13 protein-coding genes are annotated in these 26884 nt (G+C 56.8%); 11 read left to right on the forward strand and 2 right to left on the reverse strand.

The features are described from left to right. Positions 1 to 5: 5 nt before the first annotated feature. Entirely contained in the window at positions 6 to 1433 is a 1428-nt protein-coding gene (locus tag WMO36_RS07325) for a serine/threonine-protein kinase (protein ID WP_349077206.1), read from the reverse strand. A gap of 238 nt (positions 1434 to 1671) precedes the next feature. On the opposite strand from WMO36_RS07325, the gene WMO36_RS07330 reads away from it, so the two are divergent. The 11 genes from WMO36_RS07330 (at position 1672) to WMO36_RS07380 (ending at position 26479) form a co-directional block, all read left to right on the forward strand. Continuing rightward, positions 1672 to 5706: a PD-(D/E)XK nuclease family protein gene (locus tag WMO36_RS07330; protein ID WP_349077212.1), complete on the forward strand. Its 4035-nt coding sequence runs from the start codon at positions 1672 to 1674 to the stop codon at positions 5704 to 5706. After that, complete coding sequence (locus WMO36_RS07335) at positions 5703 to 9905, forward strand: ATP-dependent DNA helicase (protein ID WP_349077207.1); 4203 nt, start codon at positions 5703 to 5705, stop codon at positions 9903 to 9905. The genes WMO36_RS07330 and WMO36_RS07335 overlap by 4 nt, the downstream gene beginning before the upstream one ends. 189 nt (positions 9906 to 10094) lie before the next feature. After that, complete coding sequence (locus WMO36_RS07340; RefSeq protein ID WP_271724762.1) at positions 10095 to 11459, forward strand: MFS transporter; 1365 nt, start codon at positions 10095 to 10097, stop codon at positions 11457 to 11459. 163 nt (positions 11460 to 11622) lie between these two features. Continuing rightward, the gene (gene dapB, locus WMO36_RS07345; protein ID WP_302695041.1) at positions 11623 to 12375 is read left to right on the forward strand and encodes a 4-hydroxy-tetrahydrodipicolinate reductase; all 753 of its coding nucleotides are present in this window, start codon (positions 11623 to 11625) and stop codon (positions 12373 to 12375) included. A 219-nt stretch (positions 12376 to 12594) separates the two neighbouring features. Next, positions 12595 to 15459, forward strand: a complete 2865-nt coding sequence (locus WMO36_RS07350) for a heavy metal translocating P-type ATPase (RefSeq protein WP_316103544.1) — start codon at positions 12595 to 12597, stop codon at positions 15457 to 15459. Positions 15460 to 15799: 340 nt separating this feature from the next. Further along, entirely contained in the window at positions 15800 to 16705 is a 906-nt protein-coding gene (gene dapA / locus WMO36_RS07355; RefSeq protein ID WP_349077208.1) for a 4-hydroxy-tetrahydrodipicolinate synthase, read from the forward strand. Between the two features lie 491 nt (positions 16706 to 17196). After that, positions 17197 to 19026, forward strand: coding sequence for a ribonuclease J (locus tag WMO36_RS07360; RefSeq protein ID WP_333939281.1), 1830 nt, complete (start codon positions 17197 to 17199; stop codon positions 19024 to 19026). A 195-nt stretch (positions 19027 to 19221) separates the two neighbouring features. Further along, positions 19222 to 21831, forward strand: coding sequence for an aminopeptidase N (gene pepN / locus WMO36_RS07365; protein WP_099571686.1), 2610 nt, complete (start codon positions 19222 to 19224; stop codon positions 21829 to 21831). A 411-nt stretch (positions 21832 to 22242) separates the two neighbouring features. After that, positions 22243 to 23625, forward strand: coding sequence for a phosphoglucosamine mutase (gene glmM, locus WMO36_RS07370; protein ID WP_039199130.1), 1383 nt, complete (start codon positions 22243 to 22245; stop codon positions 23623 to 23625). Between the two features lie 63 nt (positions 23626 to 23688). Further along, positions 23689 to 24345: a peptide deformylase gene (locus tag WMO36_RS07375; protein ID WP_003835375.1), complete on the forward strand. Its 657-nt coding sequence runs from the start codon at positions 23689 to 23691 to the stop codon at positions 24343 to 24345. 571 nt (positions 24346 to 24916) lie between these two features. Next, positions 24917 to 26479 (forward strand): DNA polymerase III subunit epsilon, encoded by a 1563-nt coding sequence (locus WMO36_RS07380; RefSeq protein ID WP_349077209.1) that lies wholly within the window; start codon positions 24917 to 24919, stop codon positions 26477 to 26479. Positions 26480 to 26669: 190 nt separating this feature from the next. On the opposite strand, the gene WMO36_RS07385 is transcribed toward WMO36_RS07380, so the two are convergent. Beyond that, a partial coding sequence (locus WMO36_RS07385; protein WP_349077210.1) for a hypothetical protein occupies positions 26670 to 26884 on the reverse strand: 215 nt, incomplete at its 5' end.

The following is a 26884-nucleotide window of genomic DNA, read 5'->3' on the forward strand; positions in this document are numbered from 1 at the left end:
GATGCTTATGGTTTAGCTGCGCACGCGATCGTAGGATTCTGCGACATCTGACGGTCGGTCCGGATGAGGCTCACCTGAATGCAGGTCTGCGAGCCGTCGGCGGGTTCGATGCTGATATGAGTGTCGGTGGTGGTGGTTCCCTGGGCGTTCGAATCGATGCCGGCATCGCCGACCAGTGACCACACGTACGAATCCCCATCCTGAGGGTCGGGGTTCACCCAAGTGAACTGCACGCTGCTGCCATCGGCGGAATATGACCCGGTCATATTCTCGACACTGGGCACACTGCCGGTGGTGATGGCCGAATCCGGTGAATCGTTCTCCTGATCGCGTGTTCCTGGATTCTTGATCTGCACGCTGCTGTTGTCGGAAGCGGAATCCATATTCGGCATGATCACATACGTGAACACCAGCGCGACGGCTGCAATCGCGACGACCACCGAAACAACGATCGCAAGAGGCTTGGCCCAAGTGCTGCGCTGCTTTGGGGCAGTCGGCGAAACCTGAACGTTCGCCTGCGACTGTGCGTACAGGTTCTGCGGGAACGGTGGCTCACCCTCAACCGTGGTCGGCGTGGCATGGCCATACAATTCCTGCTGCGCACGCTGCATGTCACGCGCGAAATCGTATGCGGAATAATATCGGTCCTCCGGAGTTTTATTCAACGCCTTGCGCAGGATCCGCTCCACTTGCTGGGGAATATCCGGCCTGTTGAGCTTGGGCAGCGGATTGGTGAGAATGATGTTTCGCAGCAGAGCGCCGCGATTTTTGCCTCGGGTTGCGCCAAGAGCTGCGGAATAGCCGTATTTGTACGGCGACTGGCCCGTCAGCATGGCGAACAGCGTCGCCCCCAGAGAATAGATGTCAGAGGATTCGTTGCCTCCGCCGTTCTTCGCAAGCACTTCCGGCGGAGCCCACGCGATGGTGTAGCCGATGCCGGGGCGCCCGTAAATCGTTCCCGCGATGCCGAAATCGGAAAGCATGGGCATGCCATGCGCGTTGATAAGAATATTGCTGGGCTTGATGTCGCGGTGGATGATGCCTTCGCGGTGCGCCGTGAAAAGGGCGCTTGCCAGATTGATGCCGACGGTGAGCATCTGGTCTGCGCTGAGACGGTTGGATTCCAGGAAGGTCTTGTAATTGCCTCCCGGAGCGTATTCGAACACGGTATAGCCGTTGCCTGTGGTGGTGACTCCGCTTTCATACATCGAAAGAATGTAAGGGTGTGATGAGATCTTGCCCATGAAGTTCGCTTCGGAACGGAATCTTGCCGCCGCGCGCAGGTCGAGCGTTCCCCTGCTGACTTTGATGGCCACCTGACGGCTGGGGGAAAGCTGCTGGTACAAGTACACATTCGCTTCGGAACCTGAACCCAACTTCTGGGCGAATGCGTACCCAGGGATTTGAGGGGGAGTGCCGTCCATGGCTTCCATATGCTCTCTTTCCTCGTAGTGCGTATGTTTTCAGCCGCTCTCTCCAAAGGCCATGTTAGCCGAAGACCAACCCAAAAACCTACCAGTAAGGGGTTGAATATTCGCATGCAAAGACGGGCGTTCGAGGCTGTTCCCATGTCTTCCGCCCCTTTCGCAGCCATCGAGCCTTCCGGCATAAGTTTTCCCATTGCCGGATTCTGTCAGGTAAGGGAGGATGAGACTAGTAGTGTTGGGAGGCATGATGGATTTGGAAGATCTGGCTCACGTCACGTTGGTTGCGGGAGCGCCACGCAGTGGAAAAACCGAGTTTGCGTTGGACATGCTGATCGCCGCGATGAAGCGGTATGGTGATGCGAATGCCGTGATGACGGTGTCCGGCAGACAGATCGCCGACATGTTGGGCGATCGCGCGATCCGTGAATTGTCTGTGGTTTCGCAGGCTCGACCGGTCACCACATTGTCGGCCATCGCATTCCGCCTGCTGGCGGCCGCAAGATCCGCACAGGGCAAACCGTTGCCGAAACTGTTGAACGGCGCCGAGCAGGATGTGATCATCCGCAAGGTGCTTGCATCACATGTGGAACATAGGCAGCATGGCGACGAGTGCGCTATCTGCGATCTGCTGCGCGTATATTTCGCTGTTTCCGAATGGTCCGGACTGGTGGCCGACGATTCCACCGACGCATTCGCCAGCCAATTGCGAGACATGCTTGCGCGCATGAATGAAATCGGTGCGAAACCGGAGCTTGAAGACATGCTCATCGCCCGTGCGGCCAGCAGGAATGGCGAGCTTGACGCGCGTCGTGAACGCCTGCGTACCCAGTGGCGTCTCGCCTTCGCGCTGCGTGAGGAATACAATGCGGCGATTCGCGCAGCCTATTCCGGCGAATACCGTCTTGATGCGTCACAACTGATGATCGACGCTACCGAGGCCGTGCCTGACATATGGGATGCCGATATTCCAGACATGCTGATCGTCGACGATTTCCAGGATGCGACGTTGGCTGGTTTCGCCCTGCTTGAGGCTTTGCATAATCGCGGGACGCGTCTGCTGTTGGTGGGCAATCCCGACGAAGCCGTGCAGACGTTCCGTGGATCGTATCCGGAATATCTGTTCAACGAGGCACAGGCGCGCATGGGAGCGCGATTGGAGCGCGTCGAAAACCTGTATGCTGCATGCGAAAACGATAGTGCGCAAACCATGCAAAACGCGCATGACGACTATCGGACGCTTGTCGCGACCCGCGTAAGCCTGTCGATTGCAAGCATGGAACCGACTGACGTGCCCCTGCCTGAGCGTCCGGGCAAAATGCGGAACATACCGGGCGCGATGCCTATCGAAGCGTTGCCGTCCGGCAATACGAATGCTCGCATCACGCCCGCTGATGGCAGCGTGGAAACAGCTCTGTACCGTTCCGCATCCGAAGAGCTCGACGACGTGGTGTGGAAGATCAAAACCGAGCATTTGCAGCGTTCCCGCGAATGGAACGACATGGCTGTGATTGCACACGACAATGCCACCGTACGCACGTTTGGCGAGCGTTTGCGTGCCGACGGCGTTCCCGTGCGCTATTCGAGCGTGACACGACCGTTGAAGGACGAACCGTTCGTGCAAGGCCTGTTCGCGCTGATCGAATTGGCGGAATTGAAGAAGCGGACGATTGCGGCTTCGGGCATGGATCCGCAGTCGGCCGGGTCCTATATTCGCTCACGTGTGGCGTTGATCATGGCATCCCCACTGATTACGGTCGGCGGCGACAAGCGGCATGAAGGGCGTCCGGCCCGTCTCGCGTCCGTGGAATCCGCGATGCATGCGTTGGCTTCGCTCGCTGAGATTGTGGGCGATGATGAGATTCGCGCGCAGGATTCTGCGAACATGGCGAAGACGGACGTTGAACGGCAATCGTCGCTGCCGCGTTTGATGGCGGATTGGCATGAATACATGGCGAAATACCATGCGATTTCCGACGATGGTCAACATGATGGAGACCATGATGATCCCGTATTCGATATGGACGCGCTGTACGTGCTTCTTCTGGAAGGAAACACCGATCGTGTGATCGACACGATCTCCTCCGTGACGGGCTCGGATCCACAGGTCAAGGCTTTCGCGTCATTGTGGAAGGTGCTTGACAAAACGTGCGAGGCGGAACGCAAGCTGGTTTTGCGCGAACCGCAATACGTATTGGATTGCGCATGGCGTGCCTGTGGAAAAGCGGAAATCTGGCAGCGCGTAGCCTTGGAAAATTCGGCGTCCGGCCGTGCCGCAAACGACCGACTTGATGCGGCGATGCGCTTGTTCGACTACGCTTCCGGCGGCGAATCAAGCGGCGAGTTCGCCGCGCACACCATCGAAGCGTTCATGGAACAGGTGCGCTCGCTGACCATCGAGGCGGATTCGTTGGCGCATACCGCGCCCATCGACCAGGCGGTGACGCTGACCACGCCCGCGGGCGCGGCGGGAAGGCATTGGAACCTGGTGTTTCTGCCGTCCTTGCAGCAAGGGCAATGGCCGAATCTTACGCCACGCAACACATTGTTCGGCGGTGAGGAACTCGCCGATGTGATGTTGCATGGCGAACTGTCCGATACCGTCACCACTTCGGCGGGCAAGCGGGATGCGCAATTGGCTGCCGTGCTCGCATCCGAGCAGAAAAGCTTCCTGGTGGCATTGACCCGTGCCGATGAGCGTGCGGTGATGAGCGCCGTGCTGAACGACGACCACGTGCCATCTGATTTTCTGTACGGATATGTGCCGGAATGGTTTGACCGCGATAGAGACGCCGATATGGAACGGCGCGAATATGCGGCGATCGGCAGTCAGGGCGATTATGCGGGACTTGAATCCGATCCCCGTGGTTTGATCGCGGCCGCGCGAAGTGTGCTTGCGATGGAACCGCCGGACAGCCCGAAGGCGCGTGACGCCGCTGCAACATTGGCATTGCTGTCCTCGCGAGGCATTAGGGCGGCTAATCCCGATTGTTGGCCGTTCGTGGAGGAACCTGTTTCGTCCGCTGCGCGGAAAACGATTCAGGATGGCAAGACACGGCAATCCGACGTGGTAACCCTGTCTCCGTCCGCGGTGGACGATCTGTGGGCGTGCCCGGTGTGCTGGATGCTTGAAAACCGTTTCTCCGGCCCGCGCATGGGCAGCGCCGCCACGAGTTTCGGTTCGCTGATCCACATGGTGGCACAGAAGGCCACCGAAGCCGGACTTGACATGCCGGAACAGCACACCGCCATCAGCGATATGGACAACATCGACGCGATCACCGAGCAAATGTATGCCGAATATGAGCGTCTACGCGGCGATCTGAACGGTATCACCGATCCCGCGCAACGATATCAGGCATTGAAAAAAGATAAAAAGGCGCGAGATGCGTTGCGTAACATTGCCACGTATTTCGTGCAATCGAATCATGGTGATTATCCAATCAAAAACAATGATGCGTTCAGCGTTGGAAAACTTACGAAAGTCGAACCTGAACTGAAATTCACCGCAAAATTCGATTTCGACGATATTCTCGCCGCCTACAATGCGATGGACGGCATTCATGCGATTTCACGAAACGAATTGATCGCCATTATGGGAACGTTGGTCGGAGGATGGCCTCAAACAGGCATGAGCGAGCATCTCGCCGTGCGCTTGACCGGCAGAATTGACCGTTTGGAACGCCGTGACATGGCGGACGGTACGCAGCAAGTGCGTCTGATCGACTACAAAACCGGTGCAAGTCCGAACGGCGAAGGCCTGTTCAACGATCTGCAGCTCGTCTGCTACCAACTGGGACTCGTGTTCCCCGAAGGAAGCGGCCTGCGTGGGGCACAGGCGGTGGCTGCGGCGCCGAACATCACGCAAAGCGCGCTGTTCCACGTAGCGGAGCATGCATTCCCGGCACCACATGGCAACACCGCCGCCGAATCGCATATGCAGCAGTCGTTGTTTGCGGACGGAAGCCTGAATACGGGCGCATTCGTGCCGCGCTACTACGTCAAACAACTCGACAAGGATTTCCATGACGGACTTGACGAGATGATTCCACCGCTGGAAGTGAGCGACGAGCATTGGAGTGAGTTCGTCGGTTTGCGAGACACCATGGCGGTATGGTCCCTCACCATGATCGCCAGAGTCTTCTACGCTGCCGCAGCCAGCAGGGCAAGCGAAATTACGGCAAGACCAACATTGGAACATATGAAATATTGCAGGAACACTGCGGTCTGCCCGGCCTGCGCGGGCGAACAGGACACCGTATTCGACAGGAGAACGGCATGAGCGGAACTACGAAATTCACCGACAGTCCGGAGCAGGCCGCCGTTATCCAAGCGCCCTCCTATGGGGATGTGGTGGTGGTCGCCGGTGCCGGATCGGGCAAAACCTACACAATGACAAGGCGAATCATCACACTGATCGAACAAGGTGTGAGCCCTGAAAAAATCCTCGGACTGACTTTCACGCGCAAAGCGGCTTCGGAACTGCTGTCACGCGTGTCCGCGGCCGTGAGCTGCAACCAGCGTGAACGTGGGCTGAAATCGGCGAATATGGCGTTCCTCAAACCGGAAGTCTCCACGTACGATGCTTTCTTCCAATCCATCGTGCGTCAATACGGACTGCTTGTCGGCTTCGACCAAAACACGCAGCCATTGAGCGAAGCCGGCGCCATGCAGCTCATCCACACCGTGCTCGACAAGCATATGGGCGATCTCATGGCGTTCGACGGCGATCTGAAATCGTTCAACACCATAGCGGGCAACGTATTCGCCCTGTCCAACGCCATTTCCGGAGCTATGATCGGCGGCGACTGCACCAGCTTCGACGAGGCGGTGCAACGCGTGCGCGACTGGGACGAAGCGTTCGTCAAACAGGTCGACAAGGCGCTTGACGGTGAAACCGTGCCAACTGAGCAGCCGAAATCCAAAAAACCACCAAAACGGCTGAAAAAGGATTCCGACGCGGATTACGAAAAGAAACTGGAGAAATACCGCGAACTTGGGCACAGCATGTGCGTATACAACAGTGCGCAACTCGCATCCGTCGCCAAGCAGCGCAATCTGCTGCTCGACCTCGTGCTTGATTATCATGCCGAAAAACGCGCCTGCAATATGGCGGAATTCAGCGATTTCACCATCGCGGCATTCCAACTGGTCTCCCGATTCCCGTCCATCGGCGCAACGTACCGCAAACGCTACTCGCATGTGCTTCTTGACGAATACCAAGACACCTCCACCACGCAGGCCGCACTGCTGAGCGCGCTGTTCCACGTTGACGATACGCATCGCAGCGCGGTCAACGCGGTCGGCGACCCCTTCCAATCGATCTACGCATGGCGAGGCGCAAGTCCGGGCGCATTCCGTATGCTGCAACATGATTTCGGCATGGACGCCACCAGCAAACCGTTCGCATTGACGGTGACGCGGCGCAATTCGCGCATGGTGCTCGAAGCGGCGAACAATCTCACTAAACCGTTGCGTCTGCCAGCCAGACGCCTCAGCAGCTCGCTGATGCGCGAAGTCGACGTGCCTGCGCTCTCCAATATCGAAGAAGCACCCGAAGGCACGGTTGGCGTGCTCGGATTTGCCACATTCGGCCAGGAAGTCGATGCGGTCGTGCGCTTCGCCAAACATGCGATCGCCCTGCATACGCCCTCTGCGCGTGACCTCGACCATGGTGCGAAAGACAATCGCCCGCATGTGGCGGTGCTGTTCCGATCCAAAGGAACCATGCCGAAATACGCGGAAGCGCTAGAGCAGGCCGGACTGACCACGCTGGTCGTGGGACAGGCGGTCCTGCTGGAACGTCCGGAAGTGCAGGATGTGTTCGCCCTGCTGCACGTAGTCAGCGACCATACCGACAGTGCGGCGCTTATGCGACTGCTGGCGACGCCACGATTCGCCGTTGAAGCCGACGATCTGCAGGCGCTTGCGGACACGGCGGAGCGAGTGAATACGGTGTACCGGTATCGTGCGCTCGTATCGGCGGGAATTGTTCCTGCGCATGCTACGAAAGCTGGGAATTCCGGTGATTCTATAAATTCCGGTGATTCCGGTACTTCCGGGAAAACCAGTGATTTCGGAAATGGCGAAACAATTTCCGACTCTGGTCTGTCGAATGCTGAAATCCGCTCCACTGTGCGCGAATACCGCGACCAAGTGCCAAATGCTGTTTTTCTGGTGGATCTCATGCTGCGCGACGATCTTGAACAACTCATCGATGGCAGGCTGAGCCGCAGGGGAGTGCAGGCGGTGCTGCGTGCCGCGGATATGCTCCGCCAAGTACAGCGCGTGCTCGGCCACCCGCTGCCGGAGGTGGTTCGCGAAGCTATTACGGCGTTGAATCTTGACATCGACATGCTACTGGCTCGGCATATGCGTGCCGATCATGCCGAGGCCACGCTTGACGCCTCCCACGTGGCGCTCGCCAAGTCGCCGATAGACGCTGTGATGAAACTCGTCGACACGTATATGCAGGAGATCGCATCGCAAGGCGTGCCGAGTCTGCGCGCGTTCATCTCATGGGTGGATTCGCTGCGCGACGCTTCCGAAGAGAACGCGGTGGCCCCCGATGTGCCCGTCGACGTGGTGTTGATGACCGTGCACCAGTCGAAGGGGCTTGAATGGGATGCCGTGGCCGTGGTCGGCATGACCGATGGCGGATTTCCCAGTAACAAGGGCGACAATCTGAGCGTGGCCGTTGATGAAACGCATCTCAATGGTTTCCGGGATGGCGTATGGACGCCTCCCGAATACCATGAAAACGCCAAAACGTGGCTGACGAATCCCGCCGCGGTGCCTGTTCCTGTGCGCGTGGATGCGGATATTCTGCCGCGATTCCCCCATGACGCGCTCGTCGGCTGGAATCCGTTGGAGGCCTTGGAAGCCTTGGAAGATGCGGAAATCATCGACGATGAAGTGTTCGGCACTCTGCGCACCATGAATGTCGACGACATGGAAGGCGTCGATCCTGATGGACTGTATTTGACGCAGAGCGAGGAATATGGCCGCCGGTTGCATGCCGACGAGCGTCGTCTCGCATACGTGGCGTTGACCCGCGCCCGTCATGAGGCGTTGCTCACCTATAGCGAAACGAATGTGGAAAGCCGTGATCCGCGTGCCGTGGGTGAGCGCAGACAAGTGGCCAAACCGTCGAATTTCTGGCAGGAAGTGTATGACTCCATGCTCAATATCGTTTCCAAGGCGAATGAACCGAGCAATTTGGACGATATTGCGGAAGTTGAGGACGCCACGGGTGTAGATTTTTCTGGAGATGATTTTTCCGAAAATGGCATTTCCAGCTTGTATTCGATTGGCGCGCCATTGCCAGACGGATATTTCGTGGGCGAGCATGCCTGCGATTTCGAGGATGCAGTGGTCGGCGATGCTTGGAACGCGCCGCTTGAGCCTCTGGAAGGCGAGCGATTCCTGCCATGGCCGTGCGATTTGACTGAAGCGACTTGCGAAATGTTGCGTTCGTCCGCCGATCAGGTGCGTGATGCGATGGCCACCACCGCTGCGGACTTGGATGCCGGCGTGGGGGCGGATGCTGTTGCTGATGACGTTGCGCTCGGTTCGGTCGGTTCGCTGCTGCATTGCGCGCAGCTGCTGGTCGATGATGACAATCTCATGCCCGACATGCTGACCGACGCATCGCAGGACGCGTTCGACCGTTCGGTGCGTGCGCAAGGCGAGAAGATTCTTGCGTCCGGCCGTCAGAACGTCACTTCCCTGCAGGCGCGCGCGGGCATGATGAACGATCGTGGCGCCCGAACCTACTGGCGTGGGCTTGTGCGTCCGATTCCGAACGTTGCCTCGCCGGCCGCGCAGCTGGGCACGCAGTTCCATGCGTGGGCGGAACGGTTCATTATGGCCGACGTGGATATTGATTGCATCGTCGACGGTGCCGAAGGCAACGGAAATATGCGCGTAGCTGAATCGAGATCGTCGATGCTTGCCGAAATCGAACGCAACAATAGGATGCAATCTCAAGAAAATAATGCGGTGGTCGAAAATACGGTCGAAAATACGGTCGAAAATGCAATGGAAAACAATGCATTGTTCGATTGGCAGCAGCGTCTTGCGGCGTCAGCATGGGCGCAACGTAAGCCTGCGTGGGCGGAGCGGCAGATTGTCGTCAATGTGCCGCAATTGGGCACCATCGTCAATGGCAAGCTTGACGCGGTGTTCTTTGGGGGTCTCAATGAAAAGGACCAATCAAAACAATATACAATAGTCGATTGGAAAACTGGAAAAAAACCTAGAAAAAAAGAAGAAATACAGGAAAAATTAGTACAGTTGGATATGTATCGGATGCTGCTGTCGGCAATGGAAGGTGTGCCGCTTGATGCTATCGACGCCTGCCTCTACTATCTGAGTGAGCCTGTTGAGGGCAATCGGCAGCTGAACGCCGCCGATAAAACAGAAGAAGAGATCCTTGCCGAGTTGAGCTACGGAATTCCGAAACAATCCGACAACGACTAGTGCTGGTGCGCCAAGAGATGCGTGTATGCATCCTGCTTGTTCTTGATCATCGTTGAAAAGCGGCGCTTTCCAGCCTGTCCGTAGGGTAACGCACTGCGGGCAGCGTTGTGGAGGAGCGCCGCTACCCTCGTGCAGCATGTGTGGGCGGGCACACGTGCCGGACGCAACGAAAGTTAAGGAGCGATAATCATGGCTGCCACCAGCGCAACCGAAACCCCGAAGTCGCCATATTCCGTATTGTTCTCCATTTCGGGAACCAAAGCGTTCTGCGCTTCCGGAGCTTTGGCGCGACTGCCGATGTCGATGATGGGCCTCGGCATTATTCTCGCACTCAACCACCTGTACGACAATTGGACGATCGCGGGCGTGATGAGCGCGGCGTATGTGCTCGCCACCGCAGCGGTCACGCCACTGTACGCGCGACTGTTCGACCGACTCGGACAGCGCAAGGTCGGTTCGATGGTGCTTGTCGTGCAAATCATCACCATGCTTGGTTTCGCGTTCTCCGCATTGGTGCGCGTGCCGATCCCGCTGCTGTTTGCGCTGGCTGTGGTGATGGGGCTTACGCAGTTCTCGTTCGGCGCGCTCGTGCGTACGCGCTGGGCGTATGTGCTCGACCGCACCGGCAACGGCGAACTGCTGAACACCGCATACGCGCTGGAATCCGCCATCGATGAGATCGTATTCATTTTCGGACCGATTCTGGCAGCGTTCCTTGCGGCTTCCGTGCACCCCGTTTCGCAATTGTTCGTGCCAACGATTGCCTGCGCCTTAGGCGGTACCATTTTCTTCACATTGAAAGACACGCAGCCGCCGGTCGTGCATGAAGTCAAGGTCGTTTCGGCCTCTTCCGACGATGCCGATGTGCGATTGACCATCGATGGCGATGCCCACAATACTGGCGATTCAGGTTCCGCACCGAGCAACAAGCTGACCATCGCACAGCTGAAAACAAACGACGCAGCCAAGAAACGCAGCGTATTCACTTATGCTGGCGTGATTCCGTTGCTACTGGTTTTCATCATATTCAACATGAGTTTCACCGCATTCGACACGTCCATGACAGCCGTCATGAAATCGTTGCATCTTGATTCCGTGCTCGGTGTGCAGCTGGCGATGCTAGCGGTCGGTTCATGCATGGGCGCGCTGGTTTTCGGAACGCTTGAGCTCAAAGGGTCCCGTTGGCGTTACATGATCATGTTCCTTGCGGCGATCACCGTCGGCTTCTTTGTAATTCACCTGTGCCAAGGCAATCTGATCGTAATGGGCATTATGGAGATTATCACCGGTCTGGCTGTTTCGCCTGTGTTCGCATCGGGCAACCTCGTGATGAAGGAAACCGTCCCCGAAGAGTCGTTGACCGAAGGTCTTTCCTGGGTGAGCACCGCAGGAACCGTCGGCGCATCATTCGGTTCGATGATCACCGGTATCATATTGGATCACGCCACACCCGACGTGAGCCTGATGCTGCCATGGATTTTCGTGCTCGCCTCGATTCCGTTTGCCCTGCTCGGCTGGGTGATCACGCGTCGAAGTGTTTCGCAACATTCATAGATGATCTGTGATTCATAGATACTATGCGAATTAAGCATTCCAAAAATTGCCCGAAAATGATCGTAAGGATTATGTTCAGGCAATTGTATTCTATTGTTGGATTCGTTGGAATCGTAGAAAGCTGCTGCAGATAGATGCAGCCAGAACGCTTGAAGGAGTTGCAATGATCAAGGTTTCTGTAGTTGGTGCCAAAGGACGCATGGGTTCCCACGTGGTCGACGCTGTGAACAACGCGGACGACACCGAACTGGCGCTCGCGCTTGACGCAGGCGACGACCTCGCCCAGATTACCCCCGACAACACCGACGTGGTGGTGGAGTTCACCGTGCCGAGCGTGTCTCTTGACAATGTGCTCGCACTCGTGGCGCAAGGCGTTGATGTGGTGGTGGGCACCACCGGTTGGACCGAAGAGAAGCTCGATCAGGTGCGTGCCGCGCTCGCTGCCGCGCCTTGCGAAGGCCAGAGCGTGTTCATTGCGCCGAACTTCGCCATTTCCGCCGTGCTCGCCGACTATTTCGCCAAGGTTGCGGCTCCGTACTTCGAATCCGCCGAAGTGATCGAACTGCACCACCCGAACAAGGTAGATGCTCCGTCCGGCACCGCATTCCATACCGCGCAGGGTATTGCCGCAGCTCGTAAGGCCGCAGGTCTTGGCCCTGTTCCGGATGCCACCGAAACCGATGGCGGCTCCCGCGGCCAGGTGGTTGACGGCATTCATGTGCACGCCGTGCGTCTGCGTGGCCTCAATGCCCATGAGGAAGCCCTGTTCGGTAACGACGGCGAGCAGCTGACCATTCGTGCCGACAGCTTCGACCGCATTTCCTTCATGCCGGGCGTGCTGTTGGCCGTACGCAAGGTCGCCACCGGTTCATATCCGGGCGTGACCGTCGGCCTCGACAACTTCCTCGACCTGTAAATCCTTACGGTTGAACGGTAAATAGTCCCCAAACCGGCTGATGTTGGCTTATTCCAAGCATCGGCGATTTGGGGATTATTTGTATCGTCTTATATCTACGCAATACATCTGTGCCTACGTAATAAAGCTGTGCGCTGACTCTTGGCAATCAGCTCAAATGCTGGTATACAGTGTGACTGTCCGAATCGAAAACGAATGCAATATGGAAACCGGTGAAACATGCAGGCTCTGATCGCCATCATCGTCGCATTGGCTGTGACGGCAGCCGTTTTGTGGTTCTTTTTCGCGCCGCGCAAAGCGTTCCGAGCCCGCGTCGACAACGGTGTGCAAGAGGCGGTCGTCGAAGTCAAAGGCGGGTATAGTCCGGCGGTCATCGAAGCCGAGGCTGGCTTGCCTTTGCGATTGATTTTCGATCGCAAGGAAGATGGCGAATGCTCGTCGCATGTGGTGTTTTCCGATTTCGGCGTAGACCTTGCGCTGCCTCCTTTCCGTACGACGACGTTGACGATTCATCCTGATGAGCCGGGGGAGTACGGTTTTGCATGCGGTATGAACATGCTGCATGGCACGTTACGTGTGCTGCCGGGAAAGCATCATGCTGCAATGCAGAACGAGCATTCAGCGTCGGAAAAAAATCCGAATAATGCAGAATCTCATGTTCCTGCGCAATCACAACAAACCGCTGTTGATGAAACATCGCATGAATCCGTTGATACTTCTTCTGATTTTTCTTCTGTTTCTGCTAATTCTTCAGACGAGTCTTCCGCATCTCGTGAAATGCGAGCATTGATTACGCGGCTTATTGTGTCTGCCATCGTTACGATTCCGGTATTCGCTTCTACGATGTTGATGCTGTATCCGATGCCGAATTGGGTGCAGTTCATACTGATGCTGCCGGTGATGTGCTATGCCGCATTGCCGATTTTCCGTAGCGGTTTCGCTGCGATCATTCACCGTTCTCCGGAAATGAACGCATTGGTCAGTTTGGGTACGGTATTCGCGTTTGCTTACTCGTGTGTGGTTACGTTTGTGCCTCAGATTCTGCCTGAGAATGCTCGAGAACCGTATTTTGAAGCGGTTGGTGTGGTCATCACGCTGATGCTGGTCGGGCAATTGCTTGAAGCGCGCGCCCGCGTCGGTACGGGAGAAGCCATGCGTGCATTGGTGAAACTGCAGCCGAAAACCGCTCGCGTGGTGCGCAATGAAATCGAAGAGGAAATTCCGGTCGATCAGGTGTTGGCCGGAGATATTATTGCGATTCGTCCGGGCGAACAACTTCCCGTTGACGGCACGGTTATTTCCGGTTCATCGTCTGTCGACGAATCCATGATCACCGGCGAGTCCATGCCGGTGCTGAAGCAGGCTGGCAGCAGTGTGACCGGTGCCACGATCAACGGTACCGGATCGTTGCGGTATCGTGCCACAAAAGTCGGCAAAGACACGGTGCTCGCGCAGATCATTGGATTGGTGCAATCCGCGCAAAGTTCCAAAGCTCCGGTACAGCGCATGGCGGATAAGATTTCCGGTATTTTCGTGCCGATTGTGGTGCTGATCTCCGTATGGTCGTGCGCATTGTGGTTTGCGTTCGGGCCGGAACCGCGCGTGGTGCATGCGCTGGTGGCGGCGGTTTCGGTGCTTCTGATCGCATGCCCGTGCGCATTGGGTCTTGCCACACCGCTTTCCGTAACGGTTTCGACCGGTCGCGCCGCGCAAATGGGCGTGCTGATTCGTTCCGCCGAAGCGCTGGAGACGTGTGGCAAAATCAATGCTGTCGTACTTGACAAAACAGGTACGATCACCGCTGGCAAACCGTCGTTGGCCGACGTGCTTCCGCTTGGAAAATGGCGTGAAATGACAGATGATTTGCTGGCGATCACAGCTAGTGCCGAACGGGATTCCGAACATCCTCTTGCCGCCGCGATCGTTGCAGGCGCGCAAGAGAAGCATCTTACGTTAGGTGAGGCAACGCAATTCCATGCGATTTCCGGGCAGGGAGTCACTGCGCATGTCGCGTCACATAGTGTCGCTGTTGGCAATACTGATCTGATCGACGATCTTGACGTGGCCATGCCGAGCGTCGGCGATGAGGATCTCGATGACATTATCGAGACTATGGAACGGCTGTCGGCGGAGGGGAAAACGCCGATGCTTGCAGCGATCGACGGCGAGCTTGCGGGAATCGTGGCCGTTGCGGATACGGTGAAAGCCGATTCGCAGCAGGCTATCGCAGCCTTGAAATCACATGGCGTCAACGTGGTGATGCTCACCGGAGACAACGAAACGACGGCACATGCCGTGGCAAATCAAGTTGGCGTCAGCAATGTGATCGCTGGAGTGCGACCGGAAAACAAGGCGGACGAAATCGCAAAACTGCAGGCGCAAGGCTATACGGTGGCGATGGTGGGCGACGGTATCAACGATGCTCCGGCGCTTGCCCGCGCGAATGTGGGATTCGCCATTGGAACGGGCACGGATGTGGCGATCCAGTCCGCGGACGTGACATTGATGAATGGCTCGCTGATGGGTTTGGTGCATGCGCTCGACTTGACCCGCGCCACCATGCGCAATATCGCGCAAAATCTTGGATTTGCGCTCGGCTATAACAGCGTCGGCATTTCCATTGCGGCGGGCGTACTGTACCCGTTCACCGGCATGATGCTTAATCCGATGATTGCGGGCGCGGCCATGGCATTCTCGTCGCTATGCGTGGTAACGAACGCGAGCCGACTGCGCCTGTTCGATCCAGACAAGGCGCTTCGTAAGACGTATCAGGTTCGTCAGCCGAACCCGAACGATAATAATCACAACAACCACAGTCAGAAAGGATTCATCATGGGACTGTTCAGTGATCACAAAGCCAAGAAGGAAAACGCCCACGAGAGTATGGAAGGCATGCACTCTTGCTGTGGCGGCCATGCTGCCAACGACAATCAGAGCGCGCTCGCCAAGGATCCGGTCTGCGGCATGAGCGTGGATCCGGCCACTGCCGCTGCAACCCGCGAATACAACGGCACCGCCTACTACTTCTGCAATCCGGGCTGCGCCGCCAAGTTCGAGCAGAACCCCGCCCAATACCTCGACTGAGTTTGTTCTGGTGGCCGCACGTTTCCCTCTTTCTGGCCGCACTGTTTGGAGTATTGTGCGGTCAGGAAAGCGAAGTCGTGAGGTCATTTGGATTGAATCCGCCTGAGTATGCGGCTAAGCGTACCGATTGTTCCAGTGACTGGGCGATTTTGGACTGTGAAGGGTTGTTTAGCGTACCGATTCTTCCAGTGACTGGGAGTTTTTGGACTGTGGGAGGCTTGGCAGCGGGAGGATTCTTCCAGTGACTGGAGGATTTTGGTCTCGGTGAGGCAGTTCATATTGCGGTATGGTCACGAACGTGAATGCTTCGGCGTCCGTGGCGGGAAGTACCGTTGACACTATGACTGACGGTACTATGCATCTTCTTGATCCTGCTCCTTTCGGACGTATTCTTCCGGCCATGGTCACCCCTATGAAGGCCGACGGTTCCGTTGATTTCGAGGCCGCGCAGAAGCTTGCGAAGCAGCTTGTTGCCGATGGCGCCGATGGCCTTGTGGTCAATGGCACCACGGGCGAGTCTCCCACCACCCACATGGAGGAGAAGGTCGAGCTGGTTCAGGCCGTCAAAGATGTGGTGAGCGTTCCCGTTATTTCCGGCGCGGGTTCCAACGATACCGCCCACACCGTGCGCATGGTGGAGCAGACCCAGGAGGCGGGCGCCGATGCGGTGCTTGTGGTTGCTCCGTATTATTCGCGCCCGTCGCAGGAGGGCGTGTTCCGCCACTACAAGGCGGTCAATGATTCCGCCGACAAGCCGATTATCGTTTACGATGTGCCTGGCCGTACCGGTTTGCATATTCAGTTGGAAACATACCGTCGTTTGTCTGAACTTGATCATGTTAAGGCAGTCAAGGATGCCACCGGAGATATCGCAGGTGCCGTGCGTAAGCGTATGGAAACCGGTTTGACTTGGTATTCGGGCGATGACGGCCTGTTCCTGCCATTCCTTTCGGTTGGTGCGGTCGGCATTATTTCCGTGATCGCGCATGCCGCATCCGGTCCGATGCGTGATTTGGCTGCTGCGTTCGATCGCGGCGACATTCATGAGGCGCAGCGCATTGCCGTGCAGCTTGCCCCGCTGGTCGAAGCGATGAATGGAAGCGGCTTCCAAGCTGTTATGGCGAAGGCGTCGCTGAAGGTGCGTGGCATTCTCGATTCCACGACGATGCGTTTGCCGAACGTCGGTCCGAACGAAGCTGAGATTAAGCGCGCGGAGGATGGCATGCGCGCTTCCGGCTTGCTGTGATTGCGATTATTGCCATACCTGCAGCAGCGATGTTTGCAGCACTGATGTGCAATGGCGATTACAGCAATCATGGCGATCAATCTCGACGATTACGGCAAGCATTGCGACTACCGGTTTGCCGTAATACGTTTGCCGTAATGCGGCAAACCTACTGAATTCCTCGTTTCCGCACAGGCGGAGACAATTAGTAATAGAAATCCAACTAGGAAATGGCTATAGAAGAAACCAAAACAGTGACTACGCACAAGCGCGGCAGCAAAGCTGCCAAGCGCACTGAAAACCCCCAGACCTCGGATGTGAAATCCGCGAAGTCTGTGAGCTCCGAGAAGCCCAACAAGGCCGAAACGACTTCCAAGAAGACGAAGTCTTCTAGCCGTAGCGGTGGTCGTGGCACTCGCGCTGGCGATGCGTCCGGTTCCGCCCGTGGCGGTTCCCGCGGCAATGGCAGCGGTTCCTCCAAGGGCACGAAGGGCGTGAAGAACGTCAAGAATGTGAAAAGCGCCAGGACTTCTAGGAACTCCAAGAATTCCAATGCGGCAAGCTCTTCTGCCGGCAGCCGCCGCAATTCCCGTCTTGCCCCGCAGACCACCGCACCCCAGCAGGATGACGTGTTGATCGCTCCGCCGAAGTACCGCAAGGGCTCCATGCGTATCGTGCCCCTTGGTGGCCTTGGTGAGATCGGCCGCAACATGAATGTGATCGAATACAACGGCCACCTGCTGCTCATCGACTGCGGTGTGCTTTTCCCTGAAGAGGAGCAGCCGGGTGTTGATTTGATCCTGCCTGACTTCCATTACATCAAGGATCGACTCGACAAGGTCGAGGCTCTGGTGCTCACTCACGGCCACGAGGATCATATTGGCGGCGTGCCGTACCTGCTGAAGCTTCGCCCTGATATTCCGCTGATCGGTTCCAAACTCACGTTGGCTTTCGTTGAAGCCAAGTGCAATGAGCATCGCATCAATCCGCGACTGGTTGAGGTCAAGGGGCGCGACAAGCTGAAGGTTGGTCCGTTCAATCTTGAGTTTGTGAACGTCACGCATTCCATTCCGGACGCTCTGGCTGTGTTTGTGCAGACTCCGGCCGGAAGCCTCATCGATACCGGCGATATCAAGCTCGATCAGCTGCCGCTCGACCATCGCATCACCGATTTGGTGGAGTTCGGCAAGCTTGGTGAAAAGGGCGTGGATCTGCTGATGATGGATTCCACCAACGCTGAGGTTCCGGGCTTTGTCAAGCCGGAAACCACCATTGGTCCAGCGCTTGATCAGGCGTTCGCCCAAGCTACGCGCAAGATCATCGTGGCCAGCTTCTCCAGCCATGTGCACCGCGTGCAGCAGGTTGTTGATGCCGCTCACAAGTATGGCCGCAAGGTGGTGTTCGTGGGCCGTTCCATGGTCCGCAACATGTCCATTGCTGCGGATTTAGGCTACTTGAGGCTTCCTGAAGACACGGTCATCGACCTGAAGAAGGCTCATGACGTGCAAGACGATAAGCTCGTCTACATGTGCACTGGCTCCCAGGGCGAACCGATGGCCGCACTTGGCCGCATCGCCGACGGCAACCATCGCGACATCACCATCAACGAATTTGACACGGTCATTCTTGCGAGCTCCCTGATTCCAGGCAACGAGCATGGCGTGTACAAGATCATCAACAAGCTGGTGCAGCTTGGTGCCCGCGTGGTCAATCGAGACAATGCCGCCGTACATGTGTCCGGCCACTGCAATGAGGGCGAACTGCTGTACATGTACAACATCGTCAAGCCGAAGTGCGCCATGCCGATTCATGGTGAGAACCGCCATCTGGTGGCGAACGGCATGATCGCGGTTAAGACGGGTGTCGATCCGCAGAACGTGGTGCTTGCTGAAGACGGCGATGTGGTCGATTTGTACCACGGCCAGGCTGCCGTTGTCGGTTCCGTGCCATGCGGTTACGTGTACGTTGACGGCGATTCCGTTGGTGAACTTACCGAGGAAGAGCTTGAGAAGCGTCGTATTCTTGGCACGGAAGGTTTCGTGTCGAGCTTCGTTGTTGTCGATACGGAAACGGCTGACGTTGTCGCCGGCCCGAAGATCTATCTCAACGCGGTTGCCGAAGACGAGAGCGAATTCGACAAGGTCCGTCATCAGATCGTCGAGCAATTGCAGGATGCGATGATGACTGGCACGCACGATACGTACAAGCTTCAGCAAATCATGCGTCGTACGTTGGGTAGCTGGGTCGCACGTCAGCTGCATCGCAAGCCTATGATCGTTCCGGTCGTTGCCGATATCGCGCAGGATGTTGACGAAGCGATGGGATTGAATGCAGCGCAATGATGAATCGATGGATAGTCAATATTTTCGCAATATCGCTGATTTCGGTGAAATTAATATTGGAATAATATTGAAATATCGACAGATCGTCAATAATTGTTGATTACATAATCAAAAGAAGGACGGCGTAACCGGCACAACCGGTTGCGCCGTCTCCTATTCCATAAATAGGAATTTCACAATAAAAAAAGGAGTGACATGCCAGGAGCAAATCTCACCCGAATCGAAGCGGAAGAACGCAAAAGCGTTATCGCAGCACCGGTTCATTACACGGTCAAACTTGATCTGACCCGTGGAGCTAAGAATTTCGGTTCCGAAACCACCATCACGTTCGACGCTGAGCCGGGAGCTACCAGCTTCCTTGACCTGATCGCCACCGAAGTGAGCGAAATCGTGCTCAACGGCGCAACTCTCGATCCGGCCGAAGCGTTCGCCGACAGCCGTATCGAACTGAAGAACCTCGAAGCGCACAACGAAGTGACCGTCAAGGCGCTGTGCCAGTATTCCAACACTGGTGAAGGCCTGCACCGCAGCGTCGACCCGTCCGACGGCAACATCTACCTGTATTCCCAGTTCGAAGTGCCGGATGCTCGCCGCGTGTACGCCGTGTTCGACCAGCCCGATATCAAGGCCGTGTTCGACTTTTCCGTGCTCGCAGCCAAGTCATGGATCGTCACTTCCAACATGCCCGCCGCCTCCGTAACCGACAACGAAACCGTTACCGAAGAAGGCACGCTCGGCACGCACGAAGCCGAAACCACCAAGCTGTGGGTGTTCGAATCCACGCCGACCATGAGCTCCTACCTCACCGCCATCTGCGCAGGCCCATACGCCGAATGGCATACCGAATACGCCAACGAAGACGGCCGCACCGTGCCGATGGCCATGTACTGCCGTCAGGCGCTCGCCGAAGCGTTCGCCAAGGATGTCGACTACCTGTTCGACATCACCAAGAAGGGTTTTGCCTTCTATGCGAAGACTTGGGGCGTGCCATACCCGTACGCCAAGTACGACCAGATCTACGTGCCGGAATACAATGCCGGCGCTATGGAGAACATTGGCATGGTCACCATCCGCGACCAGTACGTGTTCGAATCGAAGGTCACCGACGCGTATGCCGAGCGCCGCGTCGTCACCGTGCTGCACGAGCTTGCACACATGTGGTTCGGTGATTACGTGACCATGAAGTGGTGGAACGACTTGTGGCTTAACGAGTCTTTCGCTGAGTTCACGTCCACCCTTGCCACTGCCGAAGCCACGGAATGGAAGGACGCTTGGGCCACGTTCAGCTCCGGTGAAAAGAGCTGGGCACTTCGCCAGGATCAGCTGAGCACCACCCATCCGATCGTCGCGCCGATCAACGATCTGAACGACACGTATGTCAACTTCGACGGCATTACCTACGCCAAGGGCGCTTCCGTGTTGAAGCAGCTCGTGTTCTATGTGGGGCGTGAGAAGTTCTTCAAGGGCATCAACAACTATTTGAACAAGCATGCGTACTCCAACGCTACGCTCGCCGATCTGCTGGCCGAACTCGAGCTGACGTCCGGACGCGATCTCAAGGCGTGGAGCGCCCAGTGGCTTGAACAGTCCGGCATCAACACCATCGCCACCGAAGTTGAGGAAAACGAGGATGGTACGATTCGCCAGCTTGCGTTGCGCCAGTCCGCTTCGGCTGAGCATCCGGTGCTGCGCGCGCATCGTTTGGCTGTCGGCTTCTACAATGAGGATCCGGAAACCGGCAAGATCGTGCGTACCGACCAGTTCGAACTTGATGTTGACGGCGAACTGACGATTGTCGAAGCGGCTGCCGGCAAGGCACGCCCGTCGCTGATTTTGGTGAATGACGACGATTTGACATACACGAAGCTGCGCTTCGATGAGAAGAGCCTCAAGTTCGCTGCGGAGAACCTGTATCGTTTCGACGATGCGTTGGCTCGTTCCGTGATTTGGCTTGCCTTCTGGGATATGACTCGTGACGGCGAATTGCCGGCAAAGCAGTTCATCGAAACCTCTTTGGCTGCGCTCGCCACGGAACATGAGTCCACCACGTTCCGTTACGCTTTGGCGCAGATCAGCACCACCGCATGGCATTACACCGCTCCGGCCGACCGTGCCGAAGTGGTGGAGCATGTGGCTGCCGAACTGTTCAAACTGGCTCAGGATGCCGAAGCCGGTTCCGACGAGCAGTTCCAGCTGATCACCGCCTATCTGGGTTATGGTGAGCCGGGCGATGCTGCGTTCGAAGCAAATGCGAAGGGTCTGCTCGATGGTTCCGTGAAGCTTGACGGCTTGGAAATCGACAATAATTTCCGTTGGACCATCATCAACGCGTTGAGCACGATCAACGCCATCGGCCAGAGCGACATCGACGCGGAACTTGCCAAGCGTGAAACCACTGAGAACCGTGAGTTCGCATTGGGTGCACGTGCGGTCGCAGGCATTGCGGAAGCCAAGGAATGGGCTTGGAACGAGGCTTTGCACAACGACGAGCTGACCAACATGCAGTTGGAATCCGTGGCCCGCGGCTTTGCATCCACTCCACGTGTCGATTTGGCTGAACCTTATGCGGCCAAGTATTTCGAGGTTGCCGACTGGATTTGGAAGAACAAGACCTTCCACATGGCTGAGGCTCTGCTGGAAGGCCTGTACCCGAGCTATGCCGATCCGGCCACGCTGGTGGAGCTCGGTGATGCTTGGCTGGCTTCACATGCGGACGCCGACAACGCGTTGCAGCGCATTGTGCGCGGCAATGTTGAATCGTCGCATCGCACGCTCAAGGTGCGCGATTTCAACGCGTCCCTCTGATGCCGTTCCTGATACCACTGCAGTAGCTGTTTTTAGTAGCTACTTTTGATATCACTCTGTGATATCGCATCATAAGCCCGGACTGGCGGCGTGACTTATCTCGCTGCCAGTCCGGGCTTGTTTGCTTCCAGACAAGCCATCCCAAACAAAAGCCAGTCCCATAACGGTTATGGACAGTGGGTCTTTCGGGCCCATAGTGGCCCAGCCGGTCGGAATCGGAAGATGGGAGTGAGATTGCAAGAAGCTTGAGATTGCGGAAATCTCACGACGTTGCATACTGCGGTTTGCATGACATCGCTGCTGCAGTATGCAGGTATCGCAACATGCTGTCGACTATTTCGTTGAATGGTGAACCCGTTGAGTACGATGGTGCACGGCAATATAATTTGAGATAGCGAGGACTTGAGACTCATGCCACGTATGTTCGGAACAGACGGTGTTCGAGGATTGGCGAATAGGGCTTTGACCGCACAGCTTGCGTTGGATTTGGGCGATGCTGCAGTGCGTGTGCTTGGCGATGACGAAGGCAAAAGCGAATTCGACGGTCGTCGCCGTGCACTGGTCGGCCGTGATACTCGCGTTTCCGGCGATTTTCTTGCGGCAGCACTGTCCGCAGGCATGTCCGCAGGCGGATTCGACGTGATCGACGCGGGCATTATCCCAACTCCGGGTGTCGCATACCTGACTTCCGTGCTGAACGTGGAAATGGGTGCCGTGATTTCCGCATCCCACAATCCCATGCCCGACAACGGCATCAAATTCTTCGCACGTGGCGGATTCAAACTGCCTGACACCAAAGAAGACGAAATCGAAAGCGTGCTCGGCCAGGATTGGGAACGCCCGACCGGTGCCGGCGTGGGCCGCATCAGCCACGACACGGCAACCGCAACCAACCTGTATATCGACCATCTGGTGTCCACCATCGCTCCCATCGGACCCGACAAGTCCCAGCCGACACCGCTGAAAGGATTGAAAGTCGTGGCTGACTGCGCCAACGGCGCCACCTCCGTGGTCGCGCCGGAAGCGTTGCGCCGCGCCGGAGCAGACGTGATCGTAATCAACGCTTCGCCAGATGGCTACAACATCAACAAGAACGCCGGATCCACACACCCCGAACAGCTGCAGGCCATGGTCAAGGCTTCCGGCGCCGATCTAGGTGTGGCCTTCGACGGTGACGCCGACCGTTGCCTCGCCGTGGACGAAGACGGCACCATGGTCAACGGCGATCAAATCATGGGCATTCTCGCACGCGCCAAGAAGAACGCGGGCAAGCTCAACCATGACACCCTCGTGGTAACCGTGATGAGCAACCTCGGCCTGAAACTCGCCCTGCGTTCCATGGGCATCAAAACCGTGCAAACCGGCGTGGGCGACCGTTACGTGCTTGAGGAAATGCTGCGCGGCGACTATTCGCTCGGCGGCGAACAGTCCGGACACGTGATCAACCGCGAATTCGCCACCACCGGCGACGGCACCCTCACAGCATTGACCCTATGCAACGAAGTGGTCAACTCCGGCAAAAGCCTCAAAGAACTCGCATCCGACTTCCCGCAACTGCCGCAAACCCTCATCAACGTGCCGAACGTCGACAAGCTCGCGGCTAAAACCAATGCCAAAGTGCAGGCGGCCGTCGAACGCGAAGAGAAAATGCTCGGTGACACCGGCCGCGTGCTATTGCGCCCATCCGGCACCGAACCGCTCGTGCGCGTCATGGCCGAAGCGGAAACCCAACAGCAGGCCGACGAGGTCTGCGACCGTCTCGCCAAAGTCGTAGCCGAAGAACTCGCCCTGTAGCCACACTGCCGATACACATCATTCGGCAATCCAAAATCCTGAACCAATACGCGAAGGAAACCCATGTTTGGACGCAATTCGAAAGTCAACCTCGAACTCAACCGCGAGGTTGAAAAACTCATAAAAACCGGCGGCAAGGAACAACTGCTCCCCATCGTGCAAGCAGGCGAACCGGTACTGCGCCAGCAGACCGCGGCCTACGAAGGCCAGCTGAGCCGCAAAACGCTCGACAAACTCATCGAAACCATGCGCGTCACCATGATCGAAGCGCCGGGCGTGGGCCTCGCCGCAACCCAGATCGGTCTTGGACTGGCCCTCGCCGTGGTGGAAGACCATGTGCGTGACGACGATGACGATGATCCGCGTGAAGCGGCCGAATTCCCGTTCCATGTCATCATCAACCCCAGCTATGAGCCGATCGGCACCGAAACCCGCAGCTTCTACGAAGGCTGCCTGAGCTTCGACGGCTATCAGGCGGTACGCAAGCGCTGGCTTGACATCACCGCCCGCTGGCAAGATGAAGACGGCAAACAGCATGAGGAGCATCTGCATGGTTGGCCAGCCCGCATCTTCCAGCACGAAACCGACCATTTAAGCGGCGAACTGTATATCGACAAGGCGGAAATCCGCAGCCTCGCCACCAACGAGAATCTTGAGGATTTCTGGTGCGACGATCCGGTTCCTAACGAAGCCGCAGCCGAACTCGGATTCGAACTGTAACTTAGGGGTAAGCGCCGTTGTAAGCGCATAATGTGCGGCAAAGGCGTTGTGGAATCCAATCAACACGGAATCCGGTTGTTACGAATCCGATCGTTGCGGAAATCCGTGAATACCTAACAAGGGGGAGAGGCCTACGAGCCTCTCCCTTTTTTCGTTATGCCATCATTTTTTCGTCATGCCATCGTTTGTATGTCCTGTGTAATGCGCGCACGCATCGTATTCCCCACGGCACACGCACGTATGCACGTAACCATGTTTGCATTTCGCAAGATTATCTTTCGCAGCGTTATATCGCGTGATATTTCCAGCACCATCTGCGTCATCATCATGGCGAAACGATTTCGTACGCGACGTCGTACTACGCGCGCAACGTGCATGGACACAGTCAAACAAGGTATTTTTGGTGAACATAATAGTTTTTCGCAACATTAGTTTCTTTCCTGTATTGAATTCTGCGGAATAAACGAATTTAAGATACGCTTTCGAATCTTGAAAAAAGGAGATTGCGCTATCCGAGAAGTAGCATGTTTTTCGTGGGCGTCGACGTGTACTGCACCCCCTCTCGGCTACCATGCAAAGTATGAACGAAGCAAAGACGGGCCGTTCCTGGCTTACTGAAGCCAAGCAAGACATCAACCAATGGTCGGCATCGATGCCGAAAAATGCCGACAACCAGCTTATCGACTGGCAGTGGGTCGCATCCCTCGACTTGGAACACGGCATTGGAGCCGCGCAAAGCCAAGACATCGACCTGATTGCCGTTTTGGACGCCGCCGATACCGCACTTTTGCCGACTCCGGAAATAACGGATTCCATGCAGGATTCGTCATTATCCGCCCAACAGCTGCATAATCTGCTGAAAAAGGATCTGACGGTGCGAGACCGTCTCGAATCCATCATCGCGCAATGCAACACCGCTTTCATGACGGATTTCGACCGTTTGATCGCTTCTTACCGTTTGCCTCGCGCGCTCGCATATGCGAACCGTCGGTTGTGTGACGAAATTGCCATGTTGCGTCGGATTGGCGTTGCGATGGGCTTGTGGACTATTGCCGAAGAACGCCGGGAACGGGTGACGGTGCCCGTGCTACAGCCTGTGGTCGGAGCGGGCAACCGTGTGAATTTCGACGATATTCAGGATCGCACCGCACAGATCGTCAATGGTCGTGCCGAACGGCGTGCCGCAGAGCGTGAGCAGAAGCGTGCCAGCGATTACGCCATGTCGCGCGCGAACTTGAGCGGGGTGACGAGTCCGGGAGGTTCGCGTGTATTCGATTATGGGGACCGTGACTCTACTGGCACGGGTGCAGTTGGTTCTTTTGGTTCTTTTGGAAGTTCCGCTGACTCGGCGGAGGCCGCGCAAGCTCGACGTTTGGCGGATTACAAAAAGTCGGATTGGCGTGACGCCTACCTCCCTGGCCGTGACCTCGACACGGTGATGGGCATTGATATTGAAACCACAGGCACGGATCCGGCCCGCGTGTATATCATCGACGCCGGGTTCGAATTCATGAACATGATCTCGCCGCGTCCGGCCGGTGAGCCTTCGGGCTACTGCTACGAACAGGGCTATTACGAGGCCGGCGACGCGTACGGTCAGGCGCGTCTTTCCTTCGGAGTGCCTGCACAGAACGCACTGCTCGGCAATCCTTTGATCCTCGACCTTACTGGTATTGATGTGCGCGATCGCGCCGGCACTGACTTTCGCTTGTTTGACGAATGGCCCGAAGCGCAGGTCGGATTGCTGCAACGGCTTGAACAGCAGCCGTACGTTGCGCACAACGCCCGGTTCGAGCACAGCTTTTTTATGTTGAACGTCGCCGGATATGCGGAAAGCTATCGTGCCGGCAATATTACGATCATCGACACGTTGCCGATGAGCCGTCGTTGGGATGAGGGGTCGATTCCCGATGATGAGCATCCGTATGGCAATAACACGTTGGATGCGTATGCCAAACGCCAGGGCGCGTTGGACGCTTCCCAAAGCGAGCGGCATCTTGGCTTGGAAGATGCGCATATCATGCTGGTCGCCATGAAGCATCATCTTGGTGCGCTGCATGCCGAGGGGCGTGGGCCATGGAGCGCGGCCGGTAGGCCAGGCAATGGCGGCAAACGGTGCGGCAAGCGTTGGTAGACGGTAGGTGCTGGTGGGCGGAGTGTCTCGCAAGTTGGGCGGCAAGACACAAGCTGGATGGCGCAACGCAAGTTGGATGCCGTAGCGCAAGTTGGATGGGCGAATTGACGCTGCTGAATGTGTGCCACGCGTAGTCGTGTTGTTTCCCCGCTGGATGTCGTGTATTTGTCCTTCGGCCACGCTCATTCACTCACTGCGGTTGCGACACGCCCGGGTGTTGGCTTGCGGTGGGGTGTTTTGAGGTTTTTCCGACGGTCTTTTGCCGCGAGATGGTGTTCCTTGCCCGCTTTTCCCGTGTTTTCGACACGCCGGTGGAGTCCAGTGTTTGCAATGGTTTTCGTGGTGTTCGTGGATGTCCGATTTGCGTTGCCGGCCGTTGTGCTGTAGGTTTATCTCTTGCTGCCG

Origin of the sequence: Bifidobacterium hominis, from assembly GCF_040095915.1 — a bacterium.
In the GTDB taxonomy this organism is placed as follows: domain Bacteria; phylum Actinomycetota; class Actinomycetes; order Actinomycetales; family Bifidobacteriaceae; genus Bifidobacterium; species Bifidobacterium hominis.

Coding starts and splice junctions, on each gene's coding strand:
- WMO36_RS07340 (WP_271724762.1), top strand. CDS start 10,095: ATGGCTGCCACCAGCGCAACCGAAACCCCGAAGTCGCCATATTCCGTA.
- WMO36_RS07335 (WP_349077207.1), top strand. CDS start 5,703: ATGAGCGGAACTACGAAATTCACCGACAGTCCGGAGCAGGCCGCCGTT.
- pepN (WP_099571686.1), top strand. CDS start 19,222: ATGCCAGGAGCAAATCTCACCCGAATCGAAGCGGAAGAACGCAAAAGC.
- WMO36_RS07330 (WP_349077212.1), top strand. CDS start 1,672: ATGATGGATTTGGAAGATCTGGCTCACGTCACGTTGGTTGCGGGAGCG.
- WMO36_RS07350 (WP_316103544.1), top strand. CDS start 12,595: ATGCAGGCTCTGATCGCCATCATCGTCGCATTGGCTGTGACGGCAGCC.
- WMO36_RS07375 (WP_003835375.1), top strand. CDS start 23,689: ATGTTTGGACGCAATTCGAAAGTCAACCTCGAACTCAACCGCGAGGTT.
- glmM (WP_039199130.1), top strand. CDS start 22,243: ATGCCACGTATGTTCGGAACAGACGGTGTTCGAGGATTGGCGAATAGG.
- WMO36_RS07380 (WP_349077209.1), top strand. CDS start 24,917: ATGCAAAGTATGAACGAAGCAAAGACGGGCCGTTCCTGGCTTACTGAA.
- WMO36_RS07325 (WP_349077206.1), bottom strand. CDS start 1,433: ATGGAAGCCATGGACGGCACTCCCCCTCAAATCCCTGGGTACGCATTC.
- dapB (WP_302695041.1), top strand. CDS start 11,623: ATGATCAAGGTTTCTGTAGTTGGTGCCAAAGGACGCATGGGTTCCCAC.
- dapA (WP_349077208.1), top strand. CDS start 15,800: ATGACTGACGGTACTATGCATCTTCTTGATCCTGCTCCTTTCGGACGT.